Source organism: Kitasatospora sp. NPDC038210 (assembly GCF_055600605.1).
Genome location: NZ_JBVJYK010000004.1, coordinates 370,680 through 394,361, shown reverse-complemented (window position 1 = coordinate 394,361; position 23,682 = coordinate 370,680). Strand labels below are relative to the sequence as shown.

The window sequence follows — 23,682 nt, the reverse complement described above, 5'->3', positions numbered from 1 at the left end:
CCGCGTGAGAATCCTGCTTCTCGGCGCCGACGGCTTCCTGGGCCGTCACGCCACCGCCGTCCTGCGGTCGCTGCCCGACGCCACCCTGCTGACCGCGGGCCGGCGGCCCCAGCACGACCTGCGGCTCGACCTGGCCACCGCCGAGGTCGGCCCGCTCGGCGAGGAACTGGCCGCACTGGCCCCCGACGCGGTGGTCAACTTCGCCGGCGCGGTGGCCGGCAGCGCGGTCAAGCTCGCCGAGGTGAACGCGCGCGGCCCGGCGGTGCTCTGCGAGGCGCTGGAGCTCGGCGCCCCGAAGGCCCGCCTGGTGCACATCGGTTCGGCCGGCGAGTACGGCGTCTGCGACCAGGGCAGTTCGCTGCCCGAGGACGCCGACGCCCGCCCCGTCGGCGTGTACGGCGCGACCAAGCTGGCCGGCTCCCTCGCGGTGGCCGGCTCGCCGCTGGACGCCGTGGTGCTCCGGGTGTTCAACCCGGTCGGCCCCGGCGCCCCGGCCGGCTCGCTGGCCGGCCGGCTGGCCGCCGAGCTGCGCCGGGTGGCGCCCGAGGGCGCGGACGGCGTGGTCACGGTCGGCGACCTCTCCGCCTACCGCGACTTCGTCGACGCCCGGGACATCGCCAAGGCGATCGGCCTGGCCGTCGCGGCCGACGGCCCGCTCCCCCGGGTGCTCAACCTCGCCTCCGGGCAGGCCAAGCAGGTCCGGGCGATCGCCGACGGACTGGTCGCGGCGGCCGGGTTCACCGGCCGGATCGACGAGAGCGGGGTGGGTTCGGAGCGCTCGACCGCGGTCTCCTGGCAGCAGGCCGACGTCTCGGCCGCCGCCCGGGCGCTCGGCTGGCACCCGGAGACGGACCTCGCCGACACCCTGCGCGACCTGTGGCTCGCCACCCCCGAGCCCGCCCCGACCCCGGTGGTCGCATGACCACCGGGCACCTCCCCGACGGCCGCCTGCTGGTGCCGCTGTACGTCCACCCCGCGGTGGACCCAGCGGCCTGGCGGGCGGTCGCCGCCGCCGACCCCACCCGGATCGCCGCCGTCGTGCTCAACCTCGCCGACGGTCCGGGCGAGGTCCAGGACGGCGTCTTCGCCGAGGCCGCGGAGGAACTGCGCGCGGCCGGGCTGCCGTTGGTCGGGTACGCCGACACCGACTACGGCCGCCGACCGCACGCGGCCGTCGTCGCCGACATCCTGACGTACCGCCAGCGCCACGGCATCACCGGCGTCTACCTCGACCAAGTGACCACCCACCCGGGCGCGTTGGCGCACTACCGGCGACTGGCCACGGCGGCCCGCGCGGCCGGGTGCGGCACCGTGATCTTCGGTCACGGCGAGCACCCCGATCCCGGGTACGCCGAAGTCGGCCTGGCCGACCTGCTGGTCACCTTCGAGGGGGACTGGGACACCTACCGTGCGATGACCCAACCGCTGTGGACCGGCCGGCACGCGTCCTCCCGGTTCTGTCACCTGGTCTACGACGTCCCGCCCGAGCACGCCCAGGACGCCGCCGCCCTGATCGCCGCCCGCCGGGCCGGCGTGGGCTGCGCCGTCCCCGGCGCCGGGGAGAACCCCTGGCGCACCCTGCCGTACGGTCTGACCGCCGCCGAACTGACCTGACCCGACTCGGAGTTCGACTACCGTGAACCGCCGTAACCGGCTCCTGCCGGCCGCCCTCGCCCTCGCCACCGCCACCGCCCTGCTGGCCACCTCGTGCAGCAGCTCCGGTTCGGAGGACGACGACGACGCCGACGGCTCCCCGAGCACCCCACCCGCAGCCACCGCCCCGAGCACACCCGGCACCAGCGCCCCGGGCACCCCCGACGGCACTCCCGACGCCACCCCCGCCCCGGACTCGCCCAGCGCCCCCGCCACGAGCACGGCCCCGGGCACCCCGAGCGGCACCACCACCCCGGGCACCACCCCGCCCGGCGGCACCGCCCCGGCGCCGAACGGCGCCCGCTGGCAGCCCGCCCCGGGGCTGGCCTGGCAGTGGCAGCTCGGCGGCGGCCCCGTGGACCAGTCGGTGGACGTGCCGGTCTACGACATCGACGGCTTCGAGAACGACGCCTCGGTGGTGGCCGCGCTGCACGCCAAGGGCCGCAAGGTGATCTGCTACATCAACGCCGGCTCCTGGGAGGACTTCCGCCCCGACTCCGCCGCCTTCGCCAAGGCGCTGCAGGGCTCGGACACCGGCTGGAAGGGGGAGAAGTGGTTCGACATCCGCAAGCTCGACCAGCTGAAGCCGCTGATGGCCGCCCGCTTCGACATGTGCAGGAGCAAGGGCTTCGACGCCATCGAGCCTGACACCATCGAGGCCTACAACCAGAACAGCGGCTTCCCGCTGACCCCCGACGACCAGCTGAAGTACAACCGGATGCTGGCGCAGCTCGCGCACGAGCGCGGCCTGGCCATCGGTCTGAAGAACGACCTGGACCAGATCCCCGCGCTGCTGCCGGACTTCGACTTCGCGGTCAACGAGGAGTGCTCGCAGTTCGACGAGTGCGACCGCGTCGCACCCTTCGTCAAGGCGGGCAAGGCGGTCTTCCACGTCGAGTACAAGCTCGACACGGACAAGTTCTGCGCCAAGGCCAAGTCGCTCGGCTTCAGCTCGATGCAGAAGAAGCTCGACCTGAACGCCTGGCGCAAGCCCTGTTGAGGTGTTCCGCTCCCGTCGCGCGGGTGACCCGGACGAGGGTCACCCGCGCGAGGGTCACTTGACCGCCAGCCAGATGACGGCGCCCAGCACGGCCAGGGCGACGACGGCGACCAGCGCGATCACGCCGGTCCGGCTGCCGCCGCCGCTGCGGCCGTAGGTGGAAACGGTGGCCGGCTCCTGGCGAGCCGGGGTCTCGTCGACGAACGCCCGGAACATCTGAGTGCTGCCGGCGGGGTCGTAGTCGTTGTCAGCCATGGCACGGACTCTAACGAATCGGCCCACCTCAGGCACAGCCCGGACCCCCTTCGGAACCGTCGCACCACCCGCCGTGCGGCGGCGGTGCGACGGTGGTGCGACCGGCTCGTGAACACCGCGGGGAGCCCGGCCCCCGACGGCGGCGCGCGGTCGGGGTTCGGGTGCGTCCGCGGCGCTACGGCCGCCCGAAGTGGGTCGGGTAGTAGCCCGCGTCGAGGGTCGAGACCCGGACGGTCCTGCCCGGCCGGGGCGCCTCCACGAAGGTGCCGCCGCCCAGGTATATCCCCACGTGGTGGATCCCCGAGGCGCGGCCGTTGTCCGACCAGAACACCAGGTCACCGCGGCGCAGCTGCCCCGCGCCGATCGGCGTGGTCGCCGCGTACTGGTCGTCCGCCACCCGCGGCAGGCTTATCCCCGCGCGCCGGTAGGCCTGCTGCACCAGTCCCGAGCAGTCGTAGCCGGACGGGCCGTTGCCGCCCCACACGTACGGCTTGCCCAGCTGGGCGAGCGCGTAGTCGACGGCCGCCTCCTTGCTCCCGGAGGCCGGCGCGGTGTCCTGGGGCTCACGGCTCACGGGCGGGGCCGGTGCGGGGGCCGAACCGCCGCCGGACTGCCCGGTGCGGTTCAGGTAGACGTCGTAGTGGCTGGTCCAGCGCCACTCGCCGCTGTCGTTCTTGAACCAGTACTTCGACCCGTCCCAGCCCTGGCGCGGGCCGTTCGAGGAGGCCGATCCGTTGGAGGCCGATCCGTTGGAGGGGGCCTTGGTGCCGGAGGCTCCGGATCCGCCGGCACCCCCGGATCCGCCGGACCGGCCGGTGCGGCTCGCGTAGACGTCGTAGTGGCTGGTCCAACGCCACTCGCCGGCAGCGTTCTTGAACCAGTACTTCGAGCCGTCCCAGCCCTGCTTCCCGGCCGCGGCGTGCGCCGACCCGGCTCCGGCCGTCAGGCCGACCACGCCGGCGCCCGCCAGCACGGTGGTGGCCAGGCAGGTGCTCCGCACCGCACGGTGTATTCGGCTGCCGCCGGCCGGCCCGGGGCGGTGGGCGGTGCGCGGCCGGGGCGCGCAGTTCGGGCAGCCGCAGCCGGCGATCGCGGGGATGCTGCCGAGCCGCTCCTCGAAGTCGATCGGACCGGGGTCCTCGTCGAGGCCTATGCCGGGTTCGGCGTACGCGCCGGTGGCTATCCTCATGCGGGTCGTCCTTCCTTCCGCCCGGCGCGGGCGGCCGGGGGCGGTACCGAGGCGGCCACTCCGGCCGGGGCGACGAAGGCGACCAGCAGCTGCTCCATCAGGGCGCTGCGGGCGGCCTCGTCCAGTTCGTGGGCGGTGGCGCGCTCCAGACGCCGGACGGCGAGCGCCGCCACCTCCACCGCGTCGTCCACCAGCACCGTCCGCAGGCCCGCGTCCAGGTCGGCCAGCCGGCGGCGGCGCATCGACTCGGCGACCTCGGGCGCGTAGTCCAGCCCCAGCGGCTGCGCCGAGTACACCTCCAGGCCCGCCGGGGCGACCTCGGCGGCCAGTGCCCTGGTCATCTCGTCGGCGAACCACTGCCCGTCGCGCAGCGCGGGGCCGGGCGCCGCGTTGCTGTCGCACGGCAGCAGGGACGCGGTGCGGGTGAGCACCGCCTGGACCTGCTCGCGCAGGTAGCCCTCGTGGTCCGCGATGGCCAGCAGCGCCCGAGCGGTGTCCTTGACCCGCCAGACGATCAGCAGCCGGACCACGATCGGCGTGCCGGTCCGGTCGACCACCCGCACCGGCTCGCTGCGCCAGTGCCTCAGGCGGACGTCCACCCGGCGGCGGCGCAGCAGCGGGTTGACCCAGACCAGACCGGTCCGGCGGACGGTGCCGCGGTAGCGGCCCCAGCGGCTCAGCACCCGGGTCTCGCCGCCCGCGTTGGCCAGAAGCCCGGCGAGCGCGACCACCACCAGCAGGCCGGCCGCGCTGACCGCGGCGATCGCCGCGGCGTCGACCGCCGGCCGACCGTTCGCCCGCGCGGTGGCGCCGCGCGGGTCGGGCAGCGCGTCCCAGTGCGGGACGACGCCGGTGCGCAGCAGCACGAACAGGACCCCGGCGAGCCCGAGCAGCACCACCAGCAGGGCGGTCCAGCCGGGCAGCGCGGCGGCGCCGTGCTCACGCAGCGCCTGGTCGGCGCGCGGGGGGCGCCGGGAGGTCGAGGCGGTGGCGGCGGCGGCCCCGGCCGGGGTGGCGTCCGGCCACCCGACGGTCTCCTGGGCGGCCGTGTCCAGCGGGTCCCGCAGGTCCGCCGGGCCGACGGACGAGGGCCCGGGGACGACGGCCAACGGGGTGGTCGCCGGTCCGTCGTCGACGGGACCGACCGGCTCGGCGGGCTTGACGGTCGTGACCGCCGTGACCCTGGCCAGCCTGCTGGAGCCGGAGGCGGAACGTTCCGGCAGTGCCGGCGGGAGCATCTCGGGCGGGTTTTCGGGTCGCTGCGACGAATCGCGGGTGACGTCCATGCACGGGTCCTCTGGGTCGGTGTGTCGCGCAACGGGCGGCCCGGATCTGACGGGCAGTGCCAGGGTCAGGCTAAGTTCATACGTCATCAAATGCGACATTTGAGCCAAGGTGTGTCGACATTTACTGACGAATCATCCAAAGCCGACCTGACGCGCGGGCACATGGGCGGATGGTCGGGACAGTTCGGCGCAGGTCAGCGCCGTCGCACACCGGGACCGCGGGCGAACACCCGACGGGTGATCAGCCCGATCCCGGCGAGTACCAGCAGGATCCCGGCGAGCCCACCGCGCCGGCCGGCCTCCTCGGACCGGCCCACCACACCGTGCGGGCCCTCCGTCGGCGGCACGGACAGCGACCGGGCCACGGCCTCGCCGTACTCCCCGGACCCGTCCGCGGCCCCGGCCGGACCGCTCGGCGACGGCCGGCCGCTCCCGGCGAGGACCGCGGCCCGGGCCGAGCCGCCGACAGCGGACTGCGTCGGGGGCGGAGTCGGGCTCGGAGCAGGGGTCGGGCTCGGGCTCGTAGCAGAGGTCGGGCTCGGGCTCGGGGTCGGACGAGCGGTGGCGGTCGGCGAGGGAGCGGCTGGCGAGGGAGCGGCGGCGGTCGTGGCAGGAGCGGACGGTACGGCGGAGGCCGACGGAACCGCCGACGGGCCGGACGACACCGGGCTTGCCGCAGCCGGCGGAACGGCGGGCGGCGCCGTCGGAACGACGATCGGCAACAGCCCCGGCGGGACCGGCGCCGGCACCTCGGTCGGCGCCTCCGTGGTCGAGGCGACGGGCGCCGCCACCGTCGTCGACGCGGAGGCCGAGGCCGAGGCCGAGGCCGACGGACTCGCCGTCGACGTGCTCGGGGCGGCCGGAGAAGGCACCGACGGAGAAGGTGTCGCCGGCGAAGGCGCCACCGCGGCGGTGACCCGCACCCGCACCGGGTCCGCCGAGGCCCCGTTGCCCGCCGGGTCGGTGGCCGTGACGGTCAGCCACTGCTCCCCGTCCGTCAGGTCCCGGTTGGCGGTGCAGGTCCAGCTCCCGTCGAGGGCGGACGTAGCCCCGCACAACACGGTCCGCTGGTCCGGGCCAGCGCCCGCGCCCGCCGTGACCAGGACGCTCGCGCCCGGCTCCGCCTGTCCGGCGAGCCTCGGACGGCTGCCCCGCAGGGTCTCCCCCGGAGCGGGCGAGCCGAGTGTCGGCCGGGCCGGCGGGACGGTGTCGACGACGAGCACGGCCGACTGCCCGGCCGTCCGGTTCCCCGCCGCGTCGACCGCGACCGGGGTGAGCTGGTGCTTCCCGTCCGCCAGGTTCTCGACCGGCAGGCAGGCCCACTGGCCGTCCGTCCGCACCGCCGTGCTGCAGAGCTCGCCGCCCGCGGGACGGTCGGTGACCGAGACGGTGCTGCCGGCGTCGCCGGTGCCGGTGAGCTGCAGCCCGGGGTCGTTGGTGTAGGCGGGCAGGGCGAGCGCGGGGGCGGTCGGCGGCGCGGTCTTCACGGTGACCCTGACCGGCTCGCCGCGCAGCACCACGCCGCCGGTGGTGGTCTCCACCGGGGTGAGGCCGTGCGGGCCTACGGCGAGCGGCGCGGCCGGGCGGCAGGACCAGCCGCCGCCGCGCCCGACCTTGGCCCGGCAGAGCGAGGTCTCGCCCTCGCGGATGTCGACCGTGGCGCCGGGCACCGCGCCCTCGCCGCCGATCTCCGGGCGGGCGTCGGCGAGGACGGTGCCGTCGACGGGTTCGGCGATCTCCGGCCGGGCCGCCCCGACGGCCAGCTTGATCCGCTGGTCGGAGACCTGCCCGGAATCGGCGAAGCCGCCGGAGGGGACGAGCTGCCTGGTGTCGCGGCCGATCCGCAGCCGGGCCCAGGTCTCGCCGGAGGCGGCGCCGGGCGGGACGGTCCACTCCAGGGTCGCGGTGTCGGCGCCGGGCGGGACCTCGGTCTGCACCCGCTCGGCGGGCTCGAACCGGCCGGTGTGCCCGAAGTCGATCCAGCCGGCCAGGGTGGCGGGCTGGTCGCCCACCTCGACCGGGACGGTCAGCCGGTAGTAGCGGCCGATCGCGGCCTCGGTGGGGAAGCCGATCGACGGGTCGGCGCCGTGGTACTCGCTGCGGCCGGGCTGGAGCTTGGGCGGCAACGGGCCGGCGAACGGGCTGAGCAGGGAGGCGCCGTGGTCGAGCCGGACCATCGGTTCGTCGTCCACGACCTCGCCGGCCCCGGGCCGGGCGCGCCGCGACGGATCGGCCGCGTCGGCACCGAGGAAGAGGTCGGAGACGACGTGTGAGGCGTTGCCGTAGCCCTGCGGCGCGGTGCCGACGCCCTCGTCGACGGTGACGGTGTAGGCCTGGCGCAGGACGGGCGGGACGGTGGTGCTGCCGGCCCGGGCCGTGGAGCGCTGCTCGACCCGGAACACCGCGGTGCTGAAGGTCCCGACGAGCTCCAGCGAGCCTTCGGCGGCGGAGCCGGGCGCGCCGTCGGAGGCGCCGTCGCGGCCCGCGGGGGCGAGGGTGTTGCCGTCGACCGTCCAGCCGGACCAGTCGGTGCGGTTGACCAGGGTGGGCGCGACGGGCGAGCCGCCGGTGAGGGTCAGCCGTGCCGCGGTGGCGGTTGTGCCGGACGTGCCGGTGGCGACCGCGGCGAGCCCGCTGAGGTGCAGCCGGGGGTTGCGGACGGGCCGGGAGAACGTCAGCCGGAGCGTTCCCGCGGTGCGCCAGGAACCGTCCGCCTGCGCACGGTCCGGGGTGGGTTCGAAGGTCTGTGCGGGGTCTCCGGAGTGCATTCCGTCCGCATAGGGAGTGGTGGATCGCCCCCCTCCGGACCGGCCCGCCAATTGTCCCGGTCCGGCGGTGACGCCCACTCCCGGAGAGGCGTCGAAATCGATCCGGACGGAAAGGCCGGAGGGCAGCACCGCCCGGTGTTCCCCCGACCAGGAGTCAGGGGATTGCTGGGCCACCGAGAGCGGAACGTTCCAGCCGGTCAGCAGCCCGGTCGTGAGGACGGCCAGGGCGGCAGCGGTGCGGGGAAACTGTCGGCTCATCCGGCTCTCCTTCGCGGTCGGCTGCCGGGGCGACGGGCAGTCTGGGCACAAGATCCGACAAAAAGGAATCACGATCCCGGATCGGTCAAACTGCGACACCTGCGCTTTTGACCGGGTCCCACCCGTTTGGCGGTCGTCCGGGCGGCAGGACGGGATGTACCCGAAACGGCCTTATTTCATCCATTAGACGGGAATCAGCACCCCCGAACGGACGCGGGAATGGGAATTCCCGGCCGATCCGACGGACCCCAGCGTCCGGGACCTGACCATTCTTCGAGGGGCCCTGTTCGAACGGCCCGACCGCTTCGCCGGGCCGGCGTGCTCCGCCGGGCCGAGCTGGTGGAGCCCGGAAACGGGAGAAGCCCCCGGCCGGTGGCCGGGGGCTTCTCGATGGTGCGCTCAGCAGGATTCGAACCTGCAACCTCTTGATCCGTAGTCAAGTGCTCTATCCGTTGAGCTATGAGCGCAAGGAACGGGCGAACCCGATCTTGCGGAGTTTGGTGCGCTCAGCAGGATTCGAACCTGCAACCTCTTGATCCGTAGTCAAGTGCTCTATCCGTTGAGCTATGAGCGCTCGCCCCGTGAACGTTGCCCCGGGGCGTTGCGGGGACAACATTACATGACCTGCGACGTGGGGCGAAATCGATTGCTCCCGGACCCCCTGCGGACCCCATGCGACCTCCTGCGGACCCGCCCCCGGCAGGCTCCCCGACCCACCCCGGACCGGTGCCCCGGACCGGCCCCGGACCGCTGCCGACCTCCGCCGGCCCGGCCGGCCCACGCCGGGGTGGGTCGAGGCGGCAACCGACCCGGCCCCGGTCCGAACAGCCCCCGGGAACGCAAAGAGCCCCCGTCGACGAGATCGTCGACGGGGGCTCCCGACTGGCGGAGGCTGAGGGATTTGAACCCTCGATCAGGAATAACCCCGAAACCGCATTAGCAGTGCGGCGCCATAGACCGGACTAGGCGAAGCCTCCCCACATGGACCGCATCCGCGCGAAGCGGACCCGTTCCGTGTGTCAGTGATGATGCCACAACCCTGGGGTTCGGCACCAACCACCGCCAACGTTACTAGGCGGGTCGTCCCCGCCGCAAAGAAGAATGAGATACTGCCGTCTCCGGAGGAGCTGCCCCGAGCCGAGGAGACCTGTCGACGTGAGCAGCAGGCCGATCCGAGGCGCTGCTCGCCTCGCCGCCATACTCGACGCCCTGCCCGACGCGTTGTTGCTGGTGAACAGCAACGGCACCGTCGTGGACGCCAACAGCGCGGCCGTCCAGGCCCTGCAGGCGCCGGGCACCTCGCTGGTCGGCATGGGCGTGCTGGGCCTGCTCCCCGACTTCGACCCCAGCCGGATCCCCGGTTCGATGCGCCCGGCCGGCCGCGACGGCGACGCCCTCGACCGCCCGGTCCGGATGACCGCCCACCGCACCGACGGCACCACGTTCCCGGTCGAGGTCTCCGGCAACGACTTCGCCGACGACAACGACAGCAGCCGCGGCTACGCGCTCTCCCCGCTCGTCCCGTACGACCCGTACCGCGAGGGCTCCCGTTCGTCGTCCTCCTCCGACCTGCTCCTGCTGCTGGTCCGCGACCTCTCCGGCCGGCTCGGCGTCGAGGCGGAGCTGCGCCGCCAGCACAAGCAGACCGAGATGATCCTGCGCGCCGCCGCCGAGGGCGTGCTCGGGGTCGACCTCGAAGGCCGCTGCGTGCTGGTCAACCCGGCCGCCGCGCACATCCTTGAGTACCGGGCGAGCGAGCTGGGCGGGCGTGAGCTGCACCCGCTGATCCAGCATTCCCGGGCCGACGGCACCCCGCTGGCTCTGGAGGAGTCCGCGCTGCTGGACACCCTGACCTCCGGGCGCAAGCACCGGGTGCGCGGCACCGTGCTGTGGCGCAAGGACGGCCGTCCGGTCACCGTCGACCTCACCACCGCCCCGGTGCGGGACGGCGACCAACTGGTGGGCGCCGTGATGACCTTCACCGACCGCAGCCGCGAACTCGCCCTGATCGCCCGCAACGAGCACCTCACCGCCGTCCTGGAGAGCGAGCTGGGCGGCGCGCTCAGCGCACTGAACCAGCGGCTGGACGCGCTCGCCGCCGACCCGGCCGGGCAGCTCTGGCCGGAGGCCAACTGGACGCTGCGCCGGCTCGCCGACGAGTGCCGCCGCTTCGGAAAGCTGATCGACGGGGTCCTCGACCACCAGCGCAGCGAGGCCGGCGAGACCGGCGCGGCGGAGGCCAAGGACGGCAAGGACCCGAAGGACCCCAAGGACGGCAAGGACGTCAAGGGTCGTCGGAAGTCCGCCGTGCAGGTGCCGGTGGCTCTGGACACGGTGGTCCGCCGGGCCGTCGAGGAGGCCGGCGAGCTGGTCGGCCCCGGCCGGGTGCGGTTCTCGGTGCACGCCGCCGCGGTGGAGGTGATCGCCGACGAGCGGCGACTCGCCCAGGCGCTGGCCCACCTGGTCGCCGACGTCAGCGGCGTCCGCCTCGCGCTGGACGCCCCCACCACCCCCTCCCCCGGCCTCGCCGTCCCCGGTCTGGCCGGCGGCGCGGCGCCCACGGTGCCGACCGCCCCCGAACCGCCGACCGTCGTCCTGGCCGCCGCCCAGCGCGGCGAGGTCGCCCGGGTCGAGATCCGCGGCCCCGGCGTCGGCGGCAGCCCCGTCCACCTGCCGATAGCCCGCTCGGTGGTCGAGCGGCACGGCGGCGTGCTCCAGCCGCACGAGCTGCCCGGCAAGTCCGGGACCACGTACGTCGTCGAACTGCCGCTCGACCCCGCCGCGGCGAAGGCCGCCGCCGAGCGCGCCGCCGCCGAGGGCCGCTCCGACCGGCCCAAGGAGAGCGACAGCGCCGTCCTGCCCGAGCTGCCGGGCATCCCGCAGCTGCCCAGCAGCGGCGAGGCCGCCGGGCCCGCCGCGTCGGCGGGCGAACAGCCGGGCCGCAAGGCCGTCGAGGCCGCAGCCGCCGACCAGGCGCCCGCCGAAGAGCCCCCGGCCCCCGAGCGGCGCGGCCGCCGTGGCCGCCCGGCCGCCGAGACCCCGGCGCCGGCCGCGCCCGCCGCACCCGCCGACCAGTGGCCGAACGCCCCCGCCCGGGTCGAGCGGGCCGTGCCGGAGCAGTGGAACGGCACCGGCAACGACCCCGCGTACGGCCGCCAGGGCCTGCCCGGCCCGGACGGTGCGCAGCGCGACCCGTGGGGCAAGGACGACGGCCGTTCCGGCCCCGCCTACGCCGTGCCCGTCGAGGGCGAGCGGGCTCAGCAGAACCGGTCCGGCGGTCGCGAGCCGCTCGCGCTCGGCCCGGCCCCCACCACCGCCGCCTCCCCGGCCGCCGACGGCACCCCGCCGGCCGGCACCCCGACCGACGGGGCCGCCCCGGCCGAGAACGCGGGCGAGCCCAAGCCGCGTCGGCGCCGCGCCCTGCCCTCCGCCGAGGACTCCTCCGGCGGCTTCGCCCTGCCCGGAGCGCCCGAAACCCCGGTCTACCCCGGGCTGGAGCACGCCCTGCCGGCCGGCCCGGCGCCCGCGCTGCCCGAACCGGCCGCCGCGCCGACCGGCCGCCGCCGCCGGCTGGCCGTCCCGCCGGGGCCCGGGCCGGACGCGTCGACGGGCGCCGCCGGTCCGGCCGCACCCGCTGCGCCGGCCCTTCCCGCCGGCCCGTCCGGCCGGGACGCGGGTGCCCCCGGCACCGCCCTGGAGCCCGCACGGCCCGCGCTGCCCGCGGCCGAGGAGCCGTCGGCCCCGCGCCCGGTCGGCACCGGCCTGGGCGAGCTCGCCCCGCCGCGCCCGCTCGGCCCCCCGCCGATGTCCGCCGTTCCGGCGCAGTCGGCCGTCCCGGCCGAGGCCCGGACCGCCCCGCGCCCGATGGCCGAACTCCCGCCCGCCGACGAACGGCCCGCCGCCGATCAGCCGCCGGCCACCGGTGGCGAACTGGCCAACACCCGTCGGCTGCTGGTCTGGCCGGAGCCCGACCCGGCGACCAGGCAGGCCCTCCAGGCCCGCGGGTACCTCCCGGTGATCGTCAGCTCCCGCGAGGAGGTCGACGCCCAGGCCGCCGGCTTCCCCGCCGCCCTCTTCGTCGACCCGCTGACCGGCCCGATCACCCGCACCGCGCTGCAGTCGCTGCGCACCGCGGCGCTCAACCGCCGCGTCCCGGTGCTGGTCACCGCCGGCCTCGGCCAGGCCACCCGGGACGGCGTGTACGGGGCCGACCCGGCCGTGCTGCTGCGCGCCCTCGCGCCCCGCGACGGCGAGCACCACGCCCCGCGGGTGCTGCTGGTCGAGGGCGACCCGGACATCGCCGCCGCCATGATCAGCAGCCTGGAGCGGCGCGGCATGCACGTCGAGCACGCGGTGGACGAGAACGACGCCGTGGCCCGGGCCAGCAGCGTGCAGCCCAACCTGGTGGTGATGGACCTGCTGCAGATCCGCCGCCGCCGGGTCGGCCTGCTGGACTGGCTGCGCGCCAACGACCGGCTGCACCGCACCCCACTGGTGGTCTACACCTCGGTGGACCTCGACCCGCGCGAACTGCCCCGGCTGCGCACCGGCGAGACGGTGCTGTTCCTCGCCGAGCGCTCGACCAGCGACGACGTCCAGGGCCGGATCGTGGACCTGCTCGGACGGATCGGCACGATGGGCGAGGCGGACGTGGCCGCCGCGGGCTGACCCGCCGGGGACGCGGGCCGACGCCGGTCGGGACACGTGGAAGGGCCGGCCGCCCCCGTTGCGTACGGGGGCGGCCGGCCCTCTTCCCGTCCCTGCGGCTACTCCTTGCCGAGCACCGTGACGTCCAGCCCGCCCGCCGCGTAGTCGGCCCGGATCACCTTCTTGTCGAACTTGCCGACCGAGGTCTTCGGCACCGACTCCACGATCGACCAGCGCTCCGGCAGCTGCCAGGAGGCGATCCGCCCGGCCAGGAAGGCCCGCAGCTCCTTCAGTCCGACGGTCGCGCCCGGGCGCAGCACCACGGTGGCCAGCGGGCGCTCGCCCCACTTCTCGTCCGGGACGGCGACCACGGCGGCCTCGGCCACCTCGGGGTGCGCCATCAGCTGGTTCTCCAGGTCGACCGAGGAGATCCACTCGCCACCGGACTTGATGACGTCCTTGGCCCGGTCGGTGAGGGTCAGGTAGCCGTCGGCGGTGATGGTGCCGACATCGCCGGTGCGCAGCCAGCCGTCCTCGGAGAACTTGTCGTCCGGGCGGACCGGGTCCTGTCCGGCGCCGCCGTAGTACGCCCCGGCGATCCACGGGCCGCGCACCTCCAGCTCCCCGGCCGAGACGCCGTCGTGCGGCATCCGCTCGCCACCCGGGCCGATCAGCCGGGCCTCGACGGAGGCCGGGAAGATGCCCTGGGTGATCCGGTACGGCCACTCCTCCTCTGGGGTGAGGCCGCCCGGCGGCTGGGCGAAGCAACCGAGCGGGGAGGTCTCGGTCATGCCCCAGGCGTGGATGACCCGGATGCCGTGGCGCTCCTGGAAGCCCTCCATCAGCGACGGCGGACAGGCGCTGCCGCCGATGACCACCATGCGCAGGCTGGAAGTGTCGTAGTCGCCGGCGTCGAGCTCGTCCAGCAGGCCGCTCCAGATGGTGGGGACGGCGGCGCTGACGGTGGGACGGACGGCGGCGATCATCTCGGCCATCGGCTTGGGCTGGAGGAAACGATCCGGCATCAGCAGGTTGGCGCCCGACATGAAGGCGGCGTGCGGGATGCCCCAGGCGTTCACGTGGAACATCGGGACCACCGGCAGCGCGGTGTCGCGCGGCGTGAAGGCGAAGTTGTCGCCGGTGTTGACCTGCAGGCAGTGCAGGTAGACCGAGCGGTGGCTGTAGAGCACGCCCTTCGGGTCGCCGGTGGTGCCGGAGGTGTAGCAGAGCACCGCGGCCTGCCGCTCGTCGATGTCGCTCCGCCACAAGAACGTGGTGGGGCGGCCGGCGATCAGCTCCTCGTAGTCGTGCACGCCGCCCGCGAAGCCCGCGAGCAGCGAGCGGTCGCCGGGGCCGCTCACCACGATGTGCTTGAGCGTGGGCGCGAGGTCCGACAGGACGGCGGCCAGCAGCGGGAGGACGGTGCCGTTGACGATGATCACGCGGTCGGCGGCGTGGTTGACGATGAACGACAGCTGCTGGGCGGGCAGCCGCAGGTTGAGCGTGTGCAGCACGGACCCCATCGCCGGAACGGCGAGGTACGCCTCCAGGTGCTCGGCGTTGTTCCACATCAGCGTGGCGACCCGGTCGTCCCCGGTCACCCCGAGCTCGTCGCGCAGCGCGCACGCGAGCTGCGCGGCACGGGCTCCCACCTCGGCGTACGTACGGACGACCGGCCCGGTGCCGTCCCAGGTGGTGACGGTCGAGCGGCTGTGGATCGTGGACCCGTGCTCCAGGATTCGGGCGACGGTGAGCGGTACGTCCTGCATCGTGCTGAACACGGGTCCTCCTTGACCTGGCGGCACTGGCGGAATCGCCTGCGGCACCTACCGGGCGGTAATGCGCGCCGACCTGCCCGATTTTGCCGCCCTCACGGCCCGCTGTCAGCATCCCGACCCCGTTGCACGGATCACGGGCCCCCGTCGGCCCCGCGTCAGCGCTGTTCGCGGCGGCAGAGGCGGAGGGAGTTGGCCGGGTCGGGGGTGTAGGCGGGGTCGAGGGTCCAGCCGTCCTCGGCGGCGATGGACAGGGCCCGGTGGGCGCCGGCGCCGCGGTAGGTGGCGCGGTGGAGCTGGATGCGCCGGAAGTAGGTGCCGTCGGGGGTGGTGAGCCTGGCGTAGCTGTCGGCGGTGCGGGTGAGTTCGCGCTCGGTGTCGCGCTGGAGGATGCGGCGGATGTGGCGGTCCCAGGCGGCGGGGCTGCCGGTGAACTCGGCCCGGAAGGCTCGCGGGCCGACCGTCCAGCGGGCTCCCCAGCGCTCCCAGTGGTCGGGCTCGGGGCGGTCGATCCAGAAGGTGGCCAGGCCGTAGACCGGGACGTAGACGATCTGGAGCAGGAAGACGAACGGCAGCAGCAGCGCGGAGCGGGTCGGCTGCGGGCCCCACGGGGTGCCGGGGGCGGCCGGCGGGTCGTGCGGAGCGGGGGCGTTCAGGCCGGCCGGCGCGGGGAAGCGGCGGACGAGCCGGATGTGCACGGTGTTCGGACCGGACGGCAGCACGCCGTGCCAGCCGTGCCGTTCGCCGATCCGGACCACGCCGGCCGCGCCGAGGCCCCGGTAGAGGCGATCGGCGAGCCCGACCGACACCTCGCGGCCGAGGTCGGCCTGCACCTCGCCGCCGCCGGCCGCGTGCTTGGCCTCGGCGGCGGCGATCCGGCGTCGGATGATCGGCGTGACGTAGCGCTCCCACTCCTCCGGGCGGCCGGTGAGTTCGGCCCGCAGGCGGCGCGGCGGGATGAAGGTGCGGTTGACCTTCAGCCAGCCGTCCGAGCTGGGGCCGCCGCCGTTGTAGTCCGAGAGGATCAGGACGGCGAAGAGGATCACCAGGCTGACGATCCAGAGCGGGGCGTAGATCCACTGCAGCAGGAACTGGAGCAGGACGGCGAGGCGGCTGCGGCGCGGCAACGGGCCGGGGAAGCCGGGGAAGGCAACGGGTTGCGGCTGCGGCTGCGGCTGCGTGTGCGGTGGAGCAGCGAACTGCGGTGCTGCGGCGGGCGGTTGGGCGGCGGGCGGTTGGGCGTCGTACGGCTGCGGAGCGGCGGCGTACGGCTGCGGCGGAACCGGCTGGGCGTACGGGTTCTGTTCGTACGGCGCCTGCCCGTACGGGTTCTGCGGCGGCAACGCGCCGTACCCGCCCGCGGTGCCGTACCCGTGCTCGCCGCCGTGTCCGTGGCTGTTCGTCATTCCGCCCCCCTGTGCCGGATCGGGGGCCACCCTACCGGCGGCCTCAGCCCGCGGTGGGGGCGTCGACCTGGTTGCGGTCGATCGTGAGGGTGGCGCCGCCGCGGGTCTCCGCGACGTTGCCGCGGTACTGGTGGACGCGCTGGTGGAGGCTCCACAGCCCGGGGTCGAGGGCGCCGGAGCCGGCCGTGTCGGCGCGGTCGTCCCAGCGGGCGTACCAGAACGCGTCGGGCAACGGGGCACTGCCGGCCCGGGCCGCGGCCGCCAGGTCGGCGATCCCGGAGTCGAGGCTGGAGTAGAAGCCGGAGCGGTAGCCGGCCGAGTGCAGGGCCTGGGTCCAGCCCAGGGCGAAGTCGACCACGGCCTGTCCGCAGGCCCGGTCGTGCATCGGGTAGGCCTCGATGTCCAGGTAGACCGGGCTGCCCGGGTCGAACCCGAGCGACTGCAGCGCGCGGGTGGCCTCGCCCGCCTCGTCCCGGCCCTGCTGCACGGCCCTCGCCGGGTCGATCCGCGCGGGCCTGCGGCTCGGGTCTCCGCACGGCGCCTGGGCTCCCACGTGCACCGGCAGGAAGCGCCAGCCGGTCGCACGCGCCTGGCGCACCCACTCGGCGGTGAGCCGGGGCTGGGCGCAGCCGCGCTGGGAGCCGCTGGTGTAGATGCCGACCGCCCCGTACGGGGAGGCGCCGCGCCAGGCCCGCAGGGTGTCGAGCGGGGGTGCGGTGCAGACGTCGAAGGCGGGGCCGTTCCAGTCGTCGTGGGGGTGGGGCGGGGCGCCCCGGTCGGGGAGGGTGACGGCCCGGATGCGGGGGACGGCGGCTCGCGCGGCGGCGGTGGCTTCGGCGCTCGCGCCCGTCCCGTCGGTGGCCAGCAGGAGCACGAGGGAGGCGGCGAGGAGGGCCGCGGGGCGGAGATAGCGCACCCGGCCTTGATACTGACGGATCGTCGGACGAATGCGGCAGCCACGCCGCCACCCGCGCGCGGGTCCACCCTTTCGGATGCACCCGTCCGCATCCGTCCCGATATTTGTAACGAGCTTGCCGCCACATCACTCCTTACGGCAAACTCGCCTGCATGCCCACCTCCCATACCAGCGAAACCTCCACCGCCTCGTCGTCGGCCGCCGCCGTCGCCGAGGCTCTTGCCATGCCGCCCGCCCTCAAGGGCGAGCCGGCCGGCGAGCGGGGTGGCTGGCGACGAGGTGAGGCGTCCGGCCCCGCGGCCGAAGGCTGGGGGAGGATCCCGGCGCCGGTTCTCTGCCTGACCGCGATGTTCCTGGTGCAGACCGGCATCGCCCTGTCCAAGCCGCTCTTCGGCCCGCTCGGGGTCAGCGGCACGACCTTCCTGCGACTCGGCTTCGCCGCCGCGATCCTGCTCGCCGTCACCCGGCCGAAGCTGCGCGACAAGCGCCCGCGCGACCTCGGCGCCGCCGCGCTGCTCGGCGTGGCCTCGGCCGGGATGACCTGCCTGTTCGCCGGGGCGATCGACCGGCTGCCGATGGGCACCGCCGCGACCATCGAGTTCCTCGGCCCGCTCGCGGTCGCCCTGGTCTTCGCCCGGCGCGCCAGCCACCTGCTCTGGGCACTGCTCGCGGCCGCCGGCGTGGTGCTGCTGACGCTGCTCGGCGAGGGGGAGGGCGGCGGCTCGCTCGACCCGGTCGGCCTGCTGTGCGCCTTCGGCGCGGCCGCCTGCTACGCCGCGTACATCCTGTTCACCGACAAGGTCGGCGCGACCTTCCAGGGATTCCAGGGGCTGGCGGTGTCGATGACGGTCGGCGCGCTGACGCTGGCGCCGCTCGGGCTCGGCGAGGCCTGGCACGGGCTGACCGCGCCGGGTGCCTCGCCGCTGGTGCTGCTCGCCTCGGTGGCCGGGGTGTCGCTGCTGCTGCCGGTGATCCCGTACGCGCTGGAGATGACCGCGCTGCGCCGGATGCCGCAGCGGGTGTTCAGCGTGCTGGTCAGCCTGGAGCCGGCGGTCAGCGCGCTGGTCGGCCTGGTGGTGCTGGGCCAGCTGCTGGGCGTGCCGCAGCTGGCCGGAATCGGCTGCGTGGTGGCGGCCAGTGTGGGCGCCACGCTGACCGGGCGCCGGTAGGGCCCGTCCGCGGACGCCGGTGGGCCACCCGGGGCACCCGGCGGCTGGCGCCGGGGTTCCCGCCGGTTACCGACGTCGGGGGCCCGTCGGCTGCCGGCGTCGGCGGCTCACGGCCAGAGCAGGGTGCGCGACCAGTCCGGGGAGCTGACCGGGCCGGTGCGGGTGTACCGCAGCCGGACGTGCCGGCGGTCGGAGTCGCCCTGCCAGAACTCCACCTCGTGCGCCCACAGGGTGTAGACGGCGTGCCCGGGCGGGACGACGTCCGGGTGCGCCTCCAGCCGGCGGCGGGCGACGGCCACCGCCTCGTCGTACTCGACCAGCGCGGCCAGCGGCTCGCTCTGCCGGCCGACCAGCGAGGAGGCCCGGGCGGCGGGCGAGCGGGTGGCGAACTCGGCGGCGGCGACCAGGTCGGCGGCCCGCTCGACGGTGCCGCGCACCCGCACCTGGCGGCCCAGCTGCGGCCAGTAGACGGTCAGCGCGGCGGCCGGGTGGTCGGCGAGCTGACGGCCCTTGGGGCTGTCGGCGGCGGCGGAGAAGTTCCAGCCGGTGCCGGCTGCATCGACGTCGCGCAGCACCAGCACCCGGGCGTCCGGCATGCCGTCCGCGTCGACGGTCGAGAGGGTGAACGCCTGCGGGTCCAGCACCCCGGCGTCCAGGGCGGTGGCGAGCCAGTCCACGAACAGCGGGCCGGGCTCGGCGGGAGCGGCCTCGTGGTCGAAGAACGGCAGCGGGCGCGCCATCGGCGGGCGGCCGAGCAGCAGCTCGGGGACGGACCTGGGCTCGGGCCGGTGCTCGCGGGCCGGATCGGCCGTCTGCTCCGGGCGTGCCCGCGCCTCCGGCTCCGGTACGGGCCTGGCCCCGTCCGGGCCGGTCAGGCCCTCCTCCTCCGCCGCCATCGCGCGCCCTTCCTTCCGAATGCCGCGGTCGCCACCCCGGCCGGGCCGTCCCTTTCCGGGCCCCGGCGCGGTGCGCTGTCGGAGCGCAACCGTACCGCCGCGGGCCGACGGCCCCGGGCGCGGGCCCTCGGTGGACGGATCGGGCCCGGGTCGGCGGTGGCCGGCCCCGGGCGCACTCGTGGGCGGTGCCGATGGCGGCACCGCCCACGGAGCCGGTTTCGCGGTGACCCTTTCCGCTGGCCGGTCATGCGCTGTTCCCTTGGTGATGCGCGGTTCCCTCTGGTTGTCGCAGTTGTCGCGATTGTTGCGGTTGGTGCGGCTCGCTGTTCCCGAGCCGGTTGTTCGTTGTTCCCCGGCCGGTTCGGTTTCCCGAGCCGGACTTCGCCGTTCCCCGGCCGTTCGATCCGGTCCGAGCCCGTCCGCGGGTGCTCAGTTCACCCGTGGCCGCTCACTTCGGGCGCCCCCGCCCTCGGTGGTGCTCGGTGGGACCCGGCACGGTCGTACGGTCAGGGGAAGATCGGGGCGAAGATGACGTTGACGTTCTTGTTGCCCTGGCCGGCCAGGACGGCGCCGGCGTTGTCCTTCACCGCGAGGGTGTTGTTCTGGTTCGAGGCCCCGGAACCGGTGGCCGTCTGCTGCGTGGAGACGTAGTTGCCGTCGACGCCGCCGAACACGTTGCCGGTGCCCACGTTGGACACCACCCCGGCGTTGGAACCGCCTGCGGCGCCCGCGCCGTTGTCGGCGACGGCGACACCGGCGGCCGCCGCGAGCAGCAGACCGGCCGCGAGCGGGGCGGCGAACAGGAGTCCGGCCACCCGGCGGGTATGGATGCGAGCCATGAAAGCCTCCAGAAAGCTGTTGATCGTGCAATGTCGAGCATGGTGTGCAGGGTTCGCCGGCCAGACGAACACCTGCGGGCTGCGACGCCGGGAGACAGACTTCCGCAACAAATCGACAAAGCACTAGCTCGACCAGTGGATTTCGCCCGTTAGCGTGATATCCACCCGGGCCGCGCATAACGGACAGGAAACCGGACAGCACACCGACACACCGCCATCGAGCTGGGATTCTGCCCGTACGACTGCCGGTTCGCGGGCGATCCGGAACGGCGCTTCGACGCGACGCGAACCGCCATGCGCACCACCCCGGCGCAGAGCGATCGCCCATGCGCCCCGGAAAAGTTCGACCACCCTTCCATGTCGACTTTTCCGGCCATTCGCAGACCATCGGAAAGTCACACCGAAACGGGGGCCACCGTGGGCCACAAGGGGCCGCGAACGGACCGCCGGCGGACCGCGGTGAACGTCAGACCATCTTGCCGGGGTTCAGGATTCCCAGCGGGTCGAAGACCGCCTTCAACTGCCGCTGCAGGTCCAACGCCACCGGTCCCAGCTCGCGGGCCAGCCAGTCCCGCTTGAGCAGCCCCACGCCGTGCTCCCCGGTGATCGTGCCGCCCAGCTCCAGTCCGAGCGCCATGATCTCGTCGAAGGAGCTCTGGGCACGGGCGGCCTGCTCCTCGTCCGAGGCGTCGAAGATCACGATCGGGTGGGTGTTGCCGTCCCCCGCGTGACTGACCACCCCGATGGTCAGCCCGTGCCGCTCGGCGATCGCGGCGACGCCGTTCAGCATCTCGGCCAGCCGGGAACGCGGCACCGCCACGTCGTCGATCATCGTGGTGCCCAAGCGGTCCATCGCGGGCAGCGCCAGCCGCCGGGCGGCCAGCAGCAGATCGGACTCCGCCTGGTCCTCGGCCGGCACCACCTCGGTCGCCCCGGCCTCCCGGCACAGCTGCTCGACCCGCGCCAGTTCGCCCGCGCGGTCCGGGCCGTCGAACGCCACCAGCAGCAGCGCCCGGGTCGACTCCGGCAGCCCCATCTGCCCCAGCTCGTTGACCGCCCGCACGGACACCGCGTCCATCAGCTCCATCAGCGAAGGGGTCAGACCACGCGCCATCACCTCGCAGACCGCCGCACCGGCCGCGTCCGCACTCGGGAACTCCGCCGCCAGCGCCAACTGCGGGGCCGGCGCGGGCCGCAGAGCCAGCACCGCCCGGACCACCACGCCGAGCGTCCCCTCCGAGCCGACGAACAGCCGGGTCAGGTCGTACCCCGCCACGCCCTTGGCCGTCCGGCGGCCGGTCGACAGCAGCCGCCCGTCCGCCAGCACCACGTCCAGTCCGAGCACGTACTCACTGGTGACGCCGTACTTCACGCAGCAGAGCCCACCCGCGCCGGTGCCGATGTTGCCGCCGATCGTGCAGGACTCCCAGCTGGACGGGTCCGGCGGGTACGCCAATCCCAACTCCTCGACCGCACGCGATAGTTCGGCGTTCACCACACCCGGTTCGACGACCGCGATCCGGTTCACCGGGTCGATCTCCAGGATCCGGTTCAGCTTCACCAGCGACAGCACGACGCAACCGTCCACCGCGTTCGCCGCACCCGACAGCCCGGTCCGGGCACCCTGCGGCACCACCGGCACGCGCAGCTCGGTCGCCGTGCGCATCACGTGCTGCACCTGCTCGACCGTCTCCGGGAACACCACCACGGCGGGCACGCCGGCCGCGCAGAACCCGGCCATGTCGCGGCTGTACGCGGCAGTCACGTCGGGATCCACCACCACGGCCCCGGCCGGGAGGCCCTGCGCCAGCCGGTCCGTCAGATCACCCATCGCCGCCTCCGCTCGCCGCCCGACCAGCTCCACGTCGCACTCTGCCCGCGTGCCGGGAGAGGGGCAAGTGGGCCCCGGGCGGCACGGGACGGGGAGGGACGGGGAGGGACGCCCGCCGGGCGGCGGGAGAGCCGCAGGAAGGCACCCGGGCCGGGGCTCCCGGCGCCCGCGGCAACCGTCGCGCCCGGGCGCAACCCGCACACCCCGGTTACGGGTCACGCCCGCCGGAGGGTGGGGCCGGCCAGGGCGGTCAGGCCGGCGGCGCCGGCGGCGAGGGCGCAGAGGAGGGTGGGCAGGGTCGCGCCCGCCGTGTCGGCGAGCACGCCCAGCAGCGCGTTGGCGAGCACCAGGGCCGCGCTCTGCACGAGCGTCAACAGCGCCTGCACACGGGACAGATGGGAGTCCGGCGCGCCGGCCGCCACCAGCGGTCCGAGGTGGCAGCCGAAGAGTCCGGAGCCGACGCCCGTCACCGTGCTGCCGGCCACCGCTGCCACCGGTCCCGCGGCCAGCGCCAGCATCGTGACCCCCACGGACGCTGTACAGAGCCCGGCCGCCGCCCCGACGCCCGCCCTGGGCAGCCCGCCCCGCCAGGCGACCAGGCCTGCCACCGCGAGCACCCCGGCCGCCTGTCCGCCGGTGACCAGCCCCGCCGTGCCCGCCGTCCAGCCGTGCGCCCGGGCGAGCAGCGGGGCGAGGAGTGACATCACCGGCAGCAGCGCGCCGGCGGCCGCGCCGGTGAGCAGCAGCGCGGCGCGCAGCAGCGGGTCGCGCAGGGCGAGCCGGACGCCGGACGCCGCCTCGCGCAGCAGGCCGGCCGGTGCGTCGGAGGGCGCGGCGACCGGCGCGGCCGCCCCCGGCCGGAGCCGCAGCAGGACCAGCAGGACGACCCCGAAGCTCGCCGCGTCCGCCACCGCCGCACCGGGCAGCCCGCCGACGGCGGCCAGCAGGCCGCCCAGCGGCGCCCCGAGCAGCGCGGCGCCCTGCCCGCCGGCCTGGCGCAGGGCGAGCGCCCGGGGCAACCGGTCGGCGGGCACCAGCCGGTTGGGCATCGACCCGCTCGCCGGGAGGTGGAAGGCGTCGACGGTCCCGATCACGGCGGCCGCCGCGACCAGCAGCCACAGCGGGGTGCCGCGGCTGCCCGCCACCAGCGCCAGGGCGGCGGTCGCGACCAGCATCACCGCGTCCGCGGCGAGCATCACCCGGCGGGCGCCGACCCGGTCCGCGACCGCGCCGCCCAGCAGTACCAGCGCCGTCCGGGGCACGGTGATCGCGGTCAGGACGAGCCCGGTCGCCCCGCCGCCGTGCGCGGACGCGGCCCACCCGAGGGCGAAGTACAGAGCGGCGTCGCCCAGCAGTCCCGCCTGGGTGCCGGCCAGCCAGAGCAGGTAGGGCCGGGGCAGCGGCGACCGCACGGCAGCCCGGGGAACGGTGGCGTCGGGATCGGCGGCGGTGGGAACGGCGGCGTCGGTCATGCCGGGCGACGCTAGGACCCTCGACCCGGTCGAGGGCAAGCACGGTCCACCGGCCGGACGACCGCCTCGACCTCCGCCGCGGGCGTACCGCCCCCGGCCCGTAACCCGCGGCCACAGCGGCCGGTTGGGCCCGCCGCGACGCCGGGACCGGGACCCGCAAACGCAGAGGGCGGGTGCCGACTCGATGTCGGCACCCGCCCTGAGCAGGTGGTTCTCCTACCGGCGGAGAGCGTGGGATTCGAACCCACGGTGACGGGTCACGCCACGACAGTTTTCAAGACTGTTCCCTTAGGCCGCTCGGGCAGCTCTCCAGGCGGAGGTC

General features: G+C 75.1%; 16 protein-coding genes and 4 tRNA genes. 5 read left to right on the top strand and 15 right to left on the bottom strand.

All coding sequences use genetic code 11. From position 1 onward, the window contains the following. Positions 1-4 precede the first annotated feature (4 nt). Genes ACZ7KX_RS10910 through ACZ7KX_RS10900 form a run of 3 tightly spaced genes read left to right on the top strand, consistent with a single transcriptional unit; the run spans position 5 to position 2,653 of the window. On the top strand, positions 5-922 hold the full coding sequence (locus ACZ7KX_RS10910) for an NAD-dependent epimerase/dehydratase family protein (protein WP_470326181.1): 918 nt from the start codon (positions 5-7) through the stop codon (positions 920-922). Further along, positions 919-1,614, top strand: a complete 696-nt coding sequence (locus tag ACZ7KX_RS10905) for a spherulation-specific family 4 protein (protein WP_470326180.1) — start codon at positions 919-921, stop codon at positions 1,612-1,614. The genes ACZ7KX_RS10910 and ACZ7KX_RS10905 overlap by 4 nt, the downstream gene beginning before the upstream one ends. A gap of 22 nt (positions 1,615-1,636) precedes the next feature. Continuing rightward, on the top strand, positions 1,637-2,653 hold the full coding sequence (locus ACZ7KX_RS10900; protein WP_470326179.1) for an endo alpha-1,4 polygalactosaminidase: 1,017 nt from the start codon (positions 1,637-1,639) through the stop codon (positions 2,651-2,653). Between the two features lie 54 nt (positions 2,654-2,707). Here ACZ7KX_RS10900 and ACZ7KX_RS10895 read toward each other — a convergent pair whose 3' ends face one another. The 7 genes from ACZ7KX_RS10895 to ACZ7KX_RS10865 form a co-directional block, all read right to left on the bottom strand. Beyond that, positions 2,708-2,908: a hypothetical protein gene (locus tag ACZ7KX_RS10895; protein ID WP_350519712.1), complete on the bottom strand. Its 201-nt coding sequence runs from the start codon at positions 2,906-2,908 to the stop codon at positions 2,708-2,710. Between the two features lie 175 nt (positions 2,909-3,083). Continuing rightward, a complete protein-coding gene (locus tag ACZ7KX_RS10890; RefSeq protein ID WP_470326178.1) occupies positions 3,084-4,097 on the bottom strand; it encodes a C40 family peptidase in 1,014 nt (337 codons plus the stop codon). Next, the gene (locus ACZ7KX_RS10885) at positions 4,094-5,383 is read right to left on the bottom strand and encodes an SPFH domain-containing protein (RefSeq protein ID WP_470326177.1); all 1,290 of its coding nucleotides are present in this window, start codon (positions 5,381-5,383) and stop codon (positions 4,094-4,096) included. The genes ACZ7KX_RS10890 and ACZ7KX_RS10885 overlap by 4 nt, the downstream gene beginning before the upstream one ends. Before the next feature lie 194 nt (positions 5,384-5,577). Further along, the gene (locus tag ACZ7KX_RS10880) at positions 5,578-8,151 is read right to left on the bottom strand and encodes an Ig-like domain-containing protein (protein WP_470326176.1); all 2,574 of its coding nucleotides are present in this window, start codon (positions 8,149-8,151) and stop codon (positions 5,578-5,580) included. A 649-nt stretch (positions 8,152-8,800) separates the two neighbouring features. Further along, positions 8,801-8,876 (bottom strand) — tRNA-Arg (locus tag ACZ7KX_RS10875). 31 nt (positions 8,877-8,907) lie between these two features. Then, a tRNA-Arg gene (locus ACZ7KX_RS10870) sits at positions 8,908-8,983 on the bottom strand. Positions 8,984-9,292: 309 nt separating this feature from the next. Further along, positions 9,293-9,386 (bottom strand) — tRNA-Ser (locus ACZ7KX_RS10865). Between the two features lie 178 nt (positions 9,387-9,564). Here ACZ7KX_RS10865 and ACZ7KX_RS10860 point away from each other — a divergent pair. Further along, complete coding sequence (locus ACZ7KX_RS10860; protein WP_470326175.1) at positions 9,565-13,077, top strand: hybrid sensor histidine kinase/response regulator; 3,513 nt, start codon at positions 9,565-9,567, stop codon at positions 13,075-13,077. 98 nt (positions 13,078-13,175) lie between these two features. On the opposite strand, the gene ACZ7KX_RS10855 is transcribed toward ACZ7KX_RS10860, so the two are convergent. From ACZ7KX_RS10855 to ACZ7KX_RS10845, 3 genes are all read right to left on the bottom strand, one after another. Continuing rightward, positions 13,176-14,837, bottom strand: a complete 1,662-nt coding sequence (locus ACZ7KX_RS10855) for a long-chain fatty acid--CoA ligase (RefSeq protein WP_470326174.1) — start codon at positions 14,835-14,837, stop codon at positions 13,176-13,178. A gap of 152 nt (positions 14,838-14,989) precedes the next feature. Continuing rightward, positions 14,990-16,237 (bottom strand): hypothetical protein, encoded by a 1,248-nt coding sequence (locus tag ACZ7KX_RS10850; RefSeq protein ID WP_470326173.1) that lies wholly within the window; start codon positions 16,235-16,237, stop codon positions 14,990-14,992. A 43-nt stretch (positions 16,238-16,280) separates the two neighbouring features. Then, positions 16,281-17,153, bottom strand: a complete 873-nt coding sequence (locus tag ACZ7KX_RS10845) for a DUF1906 domain-containing protein (protein ID WP_470326172.1) — start codon at positions 17,151-17,153, stop codon at positions 16,281-16,283. Between the two features lie 152 nt (positions 17,154-17,305). On the opposite strand from ACZ7KX_RS10845, the gene ACZ7KX_RS10840 reads away from it, so the two are divergent. Further along, positions 17,306-18,322 (top strand): EamA family transporter, encoded by a 1,017-nt coding sequence (locus tag ACZ7KX_RS10840; protein WP_470326171.1) that lies wholly within the window; start codon positions 17,306-17,308, stop codon positions 18,320-18,322. A 107-nt stretch (positions 18,323-18,429) separates the two neighbouring features. Here the strand turns inward: ACZ7KX_RS10840 and ACZ7KX_RS10835 are convergent, their stop codons facing one another. The 5 genes from ACZ7KX_RS10835 to ACZ7KX_RS10815 form a co-directional block, all read right to left on the bottom strand. Then, positions 18,430-19,218: a pyridoxine/pyridoxamine 5'-phosphate oxidase gene (locus tag ACZ7KX_RS10835; RefSeq protein ID WP_470326170.1), complete on the bottom strand. Its 789-nt coding sequence runs from the start codon at positions 19,216-19,218 to the stop codon at positions 18,430-18,432. A 506-nt stretch (positions 19,219-19,724) separates the two neighbouring features. Further along, a complete protein-coding gene (locus ACZ7KX_RS10830; protein WP_402802762.1) occupies positions 19,725-20,057 on the bottom strand; it encodes a hypothetical protein in 333 nt (110 codons plus the stop codon). Positions 20,058-20,523: 466 nt separating this feature from the next. Then, positions 20,524-21,888 carry an FAD-binding oxidoreductase gene (locus ACZ7KX_RS10825; RefSeq protein ID WP_470326169.1) on the bottom strand — a complete coding sequence of 455 codons (1,365 nt, stop codon included), beginning with the start codon at positions 21,886-21,888 and terminating at the stop codon, positions 20,524-20,526. Positions 21,889-22,103: 215 nt separating this feature from the next. Then, entirely contained in the window at positions 22,104-23,360 is a 1,257-nt protein-coding gene (locus ACZ7KX_RS10820) for an MFS transporter (protein WP_470326168.1), read from the bottom strand. Positions 23,361-23,583: 223 nt separating this feature from the next. Next, a tRNA-Ser gene (locus tag ACZ7KX_RS10815) sits at positions 23,584-23,671 on the bottom strand. Between the last annotated feature and the right edge of the window lie 11 nt (positions 23,672-23,682).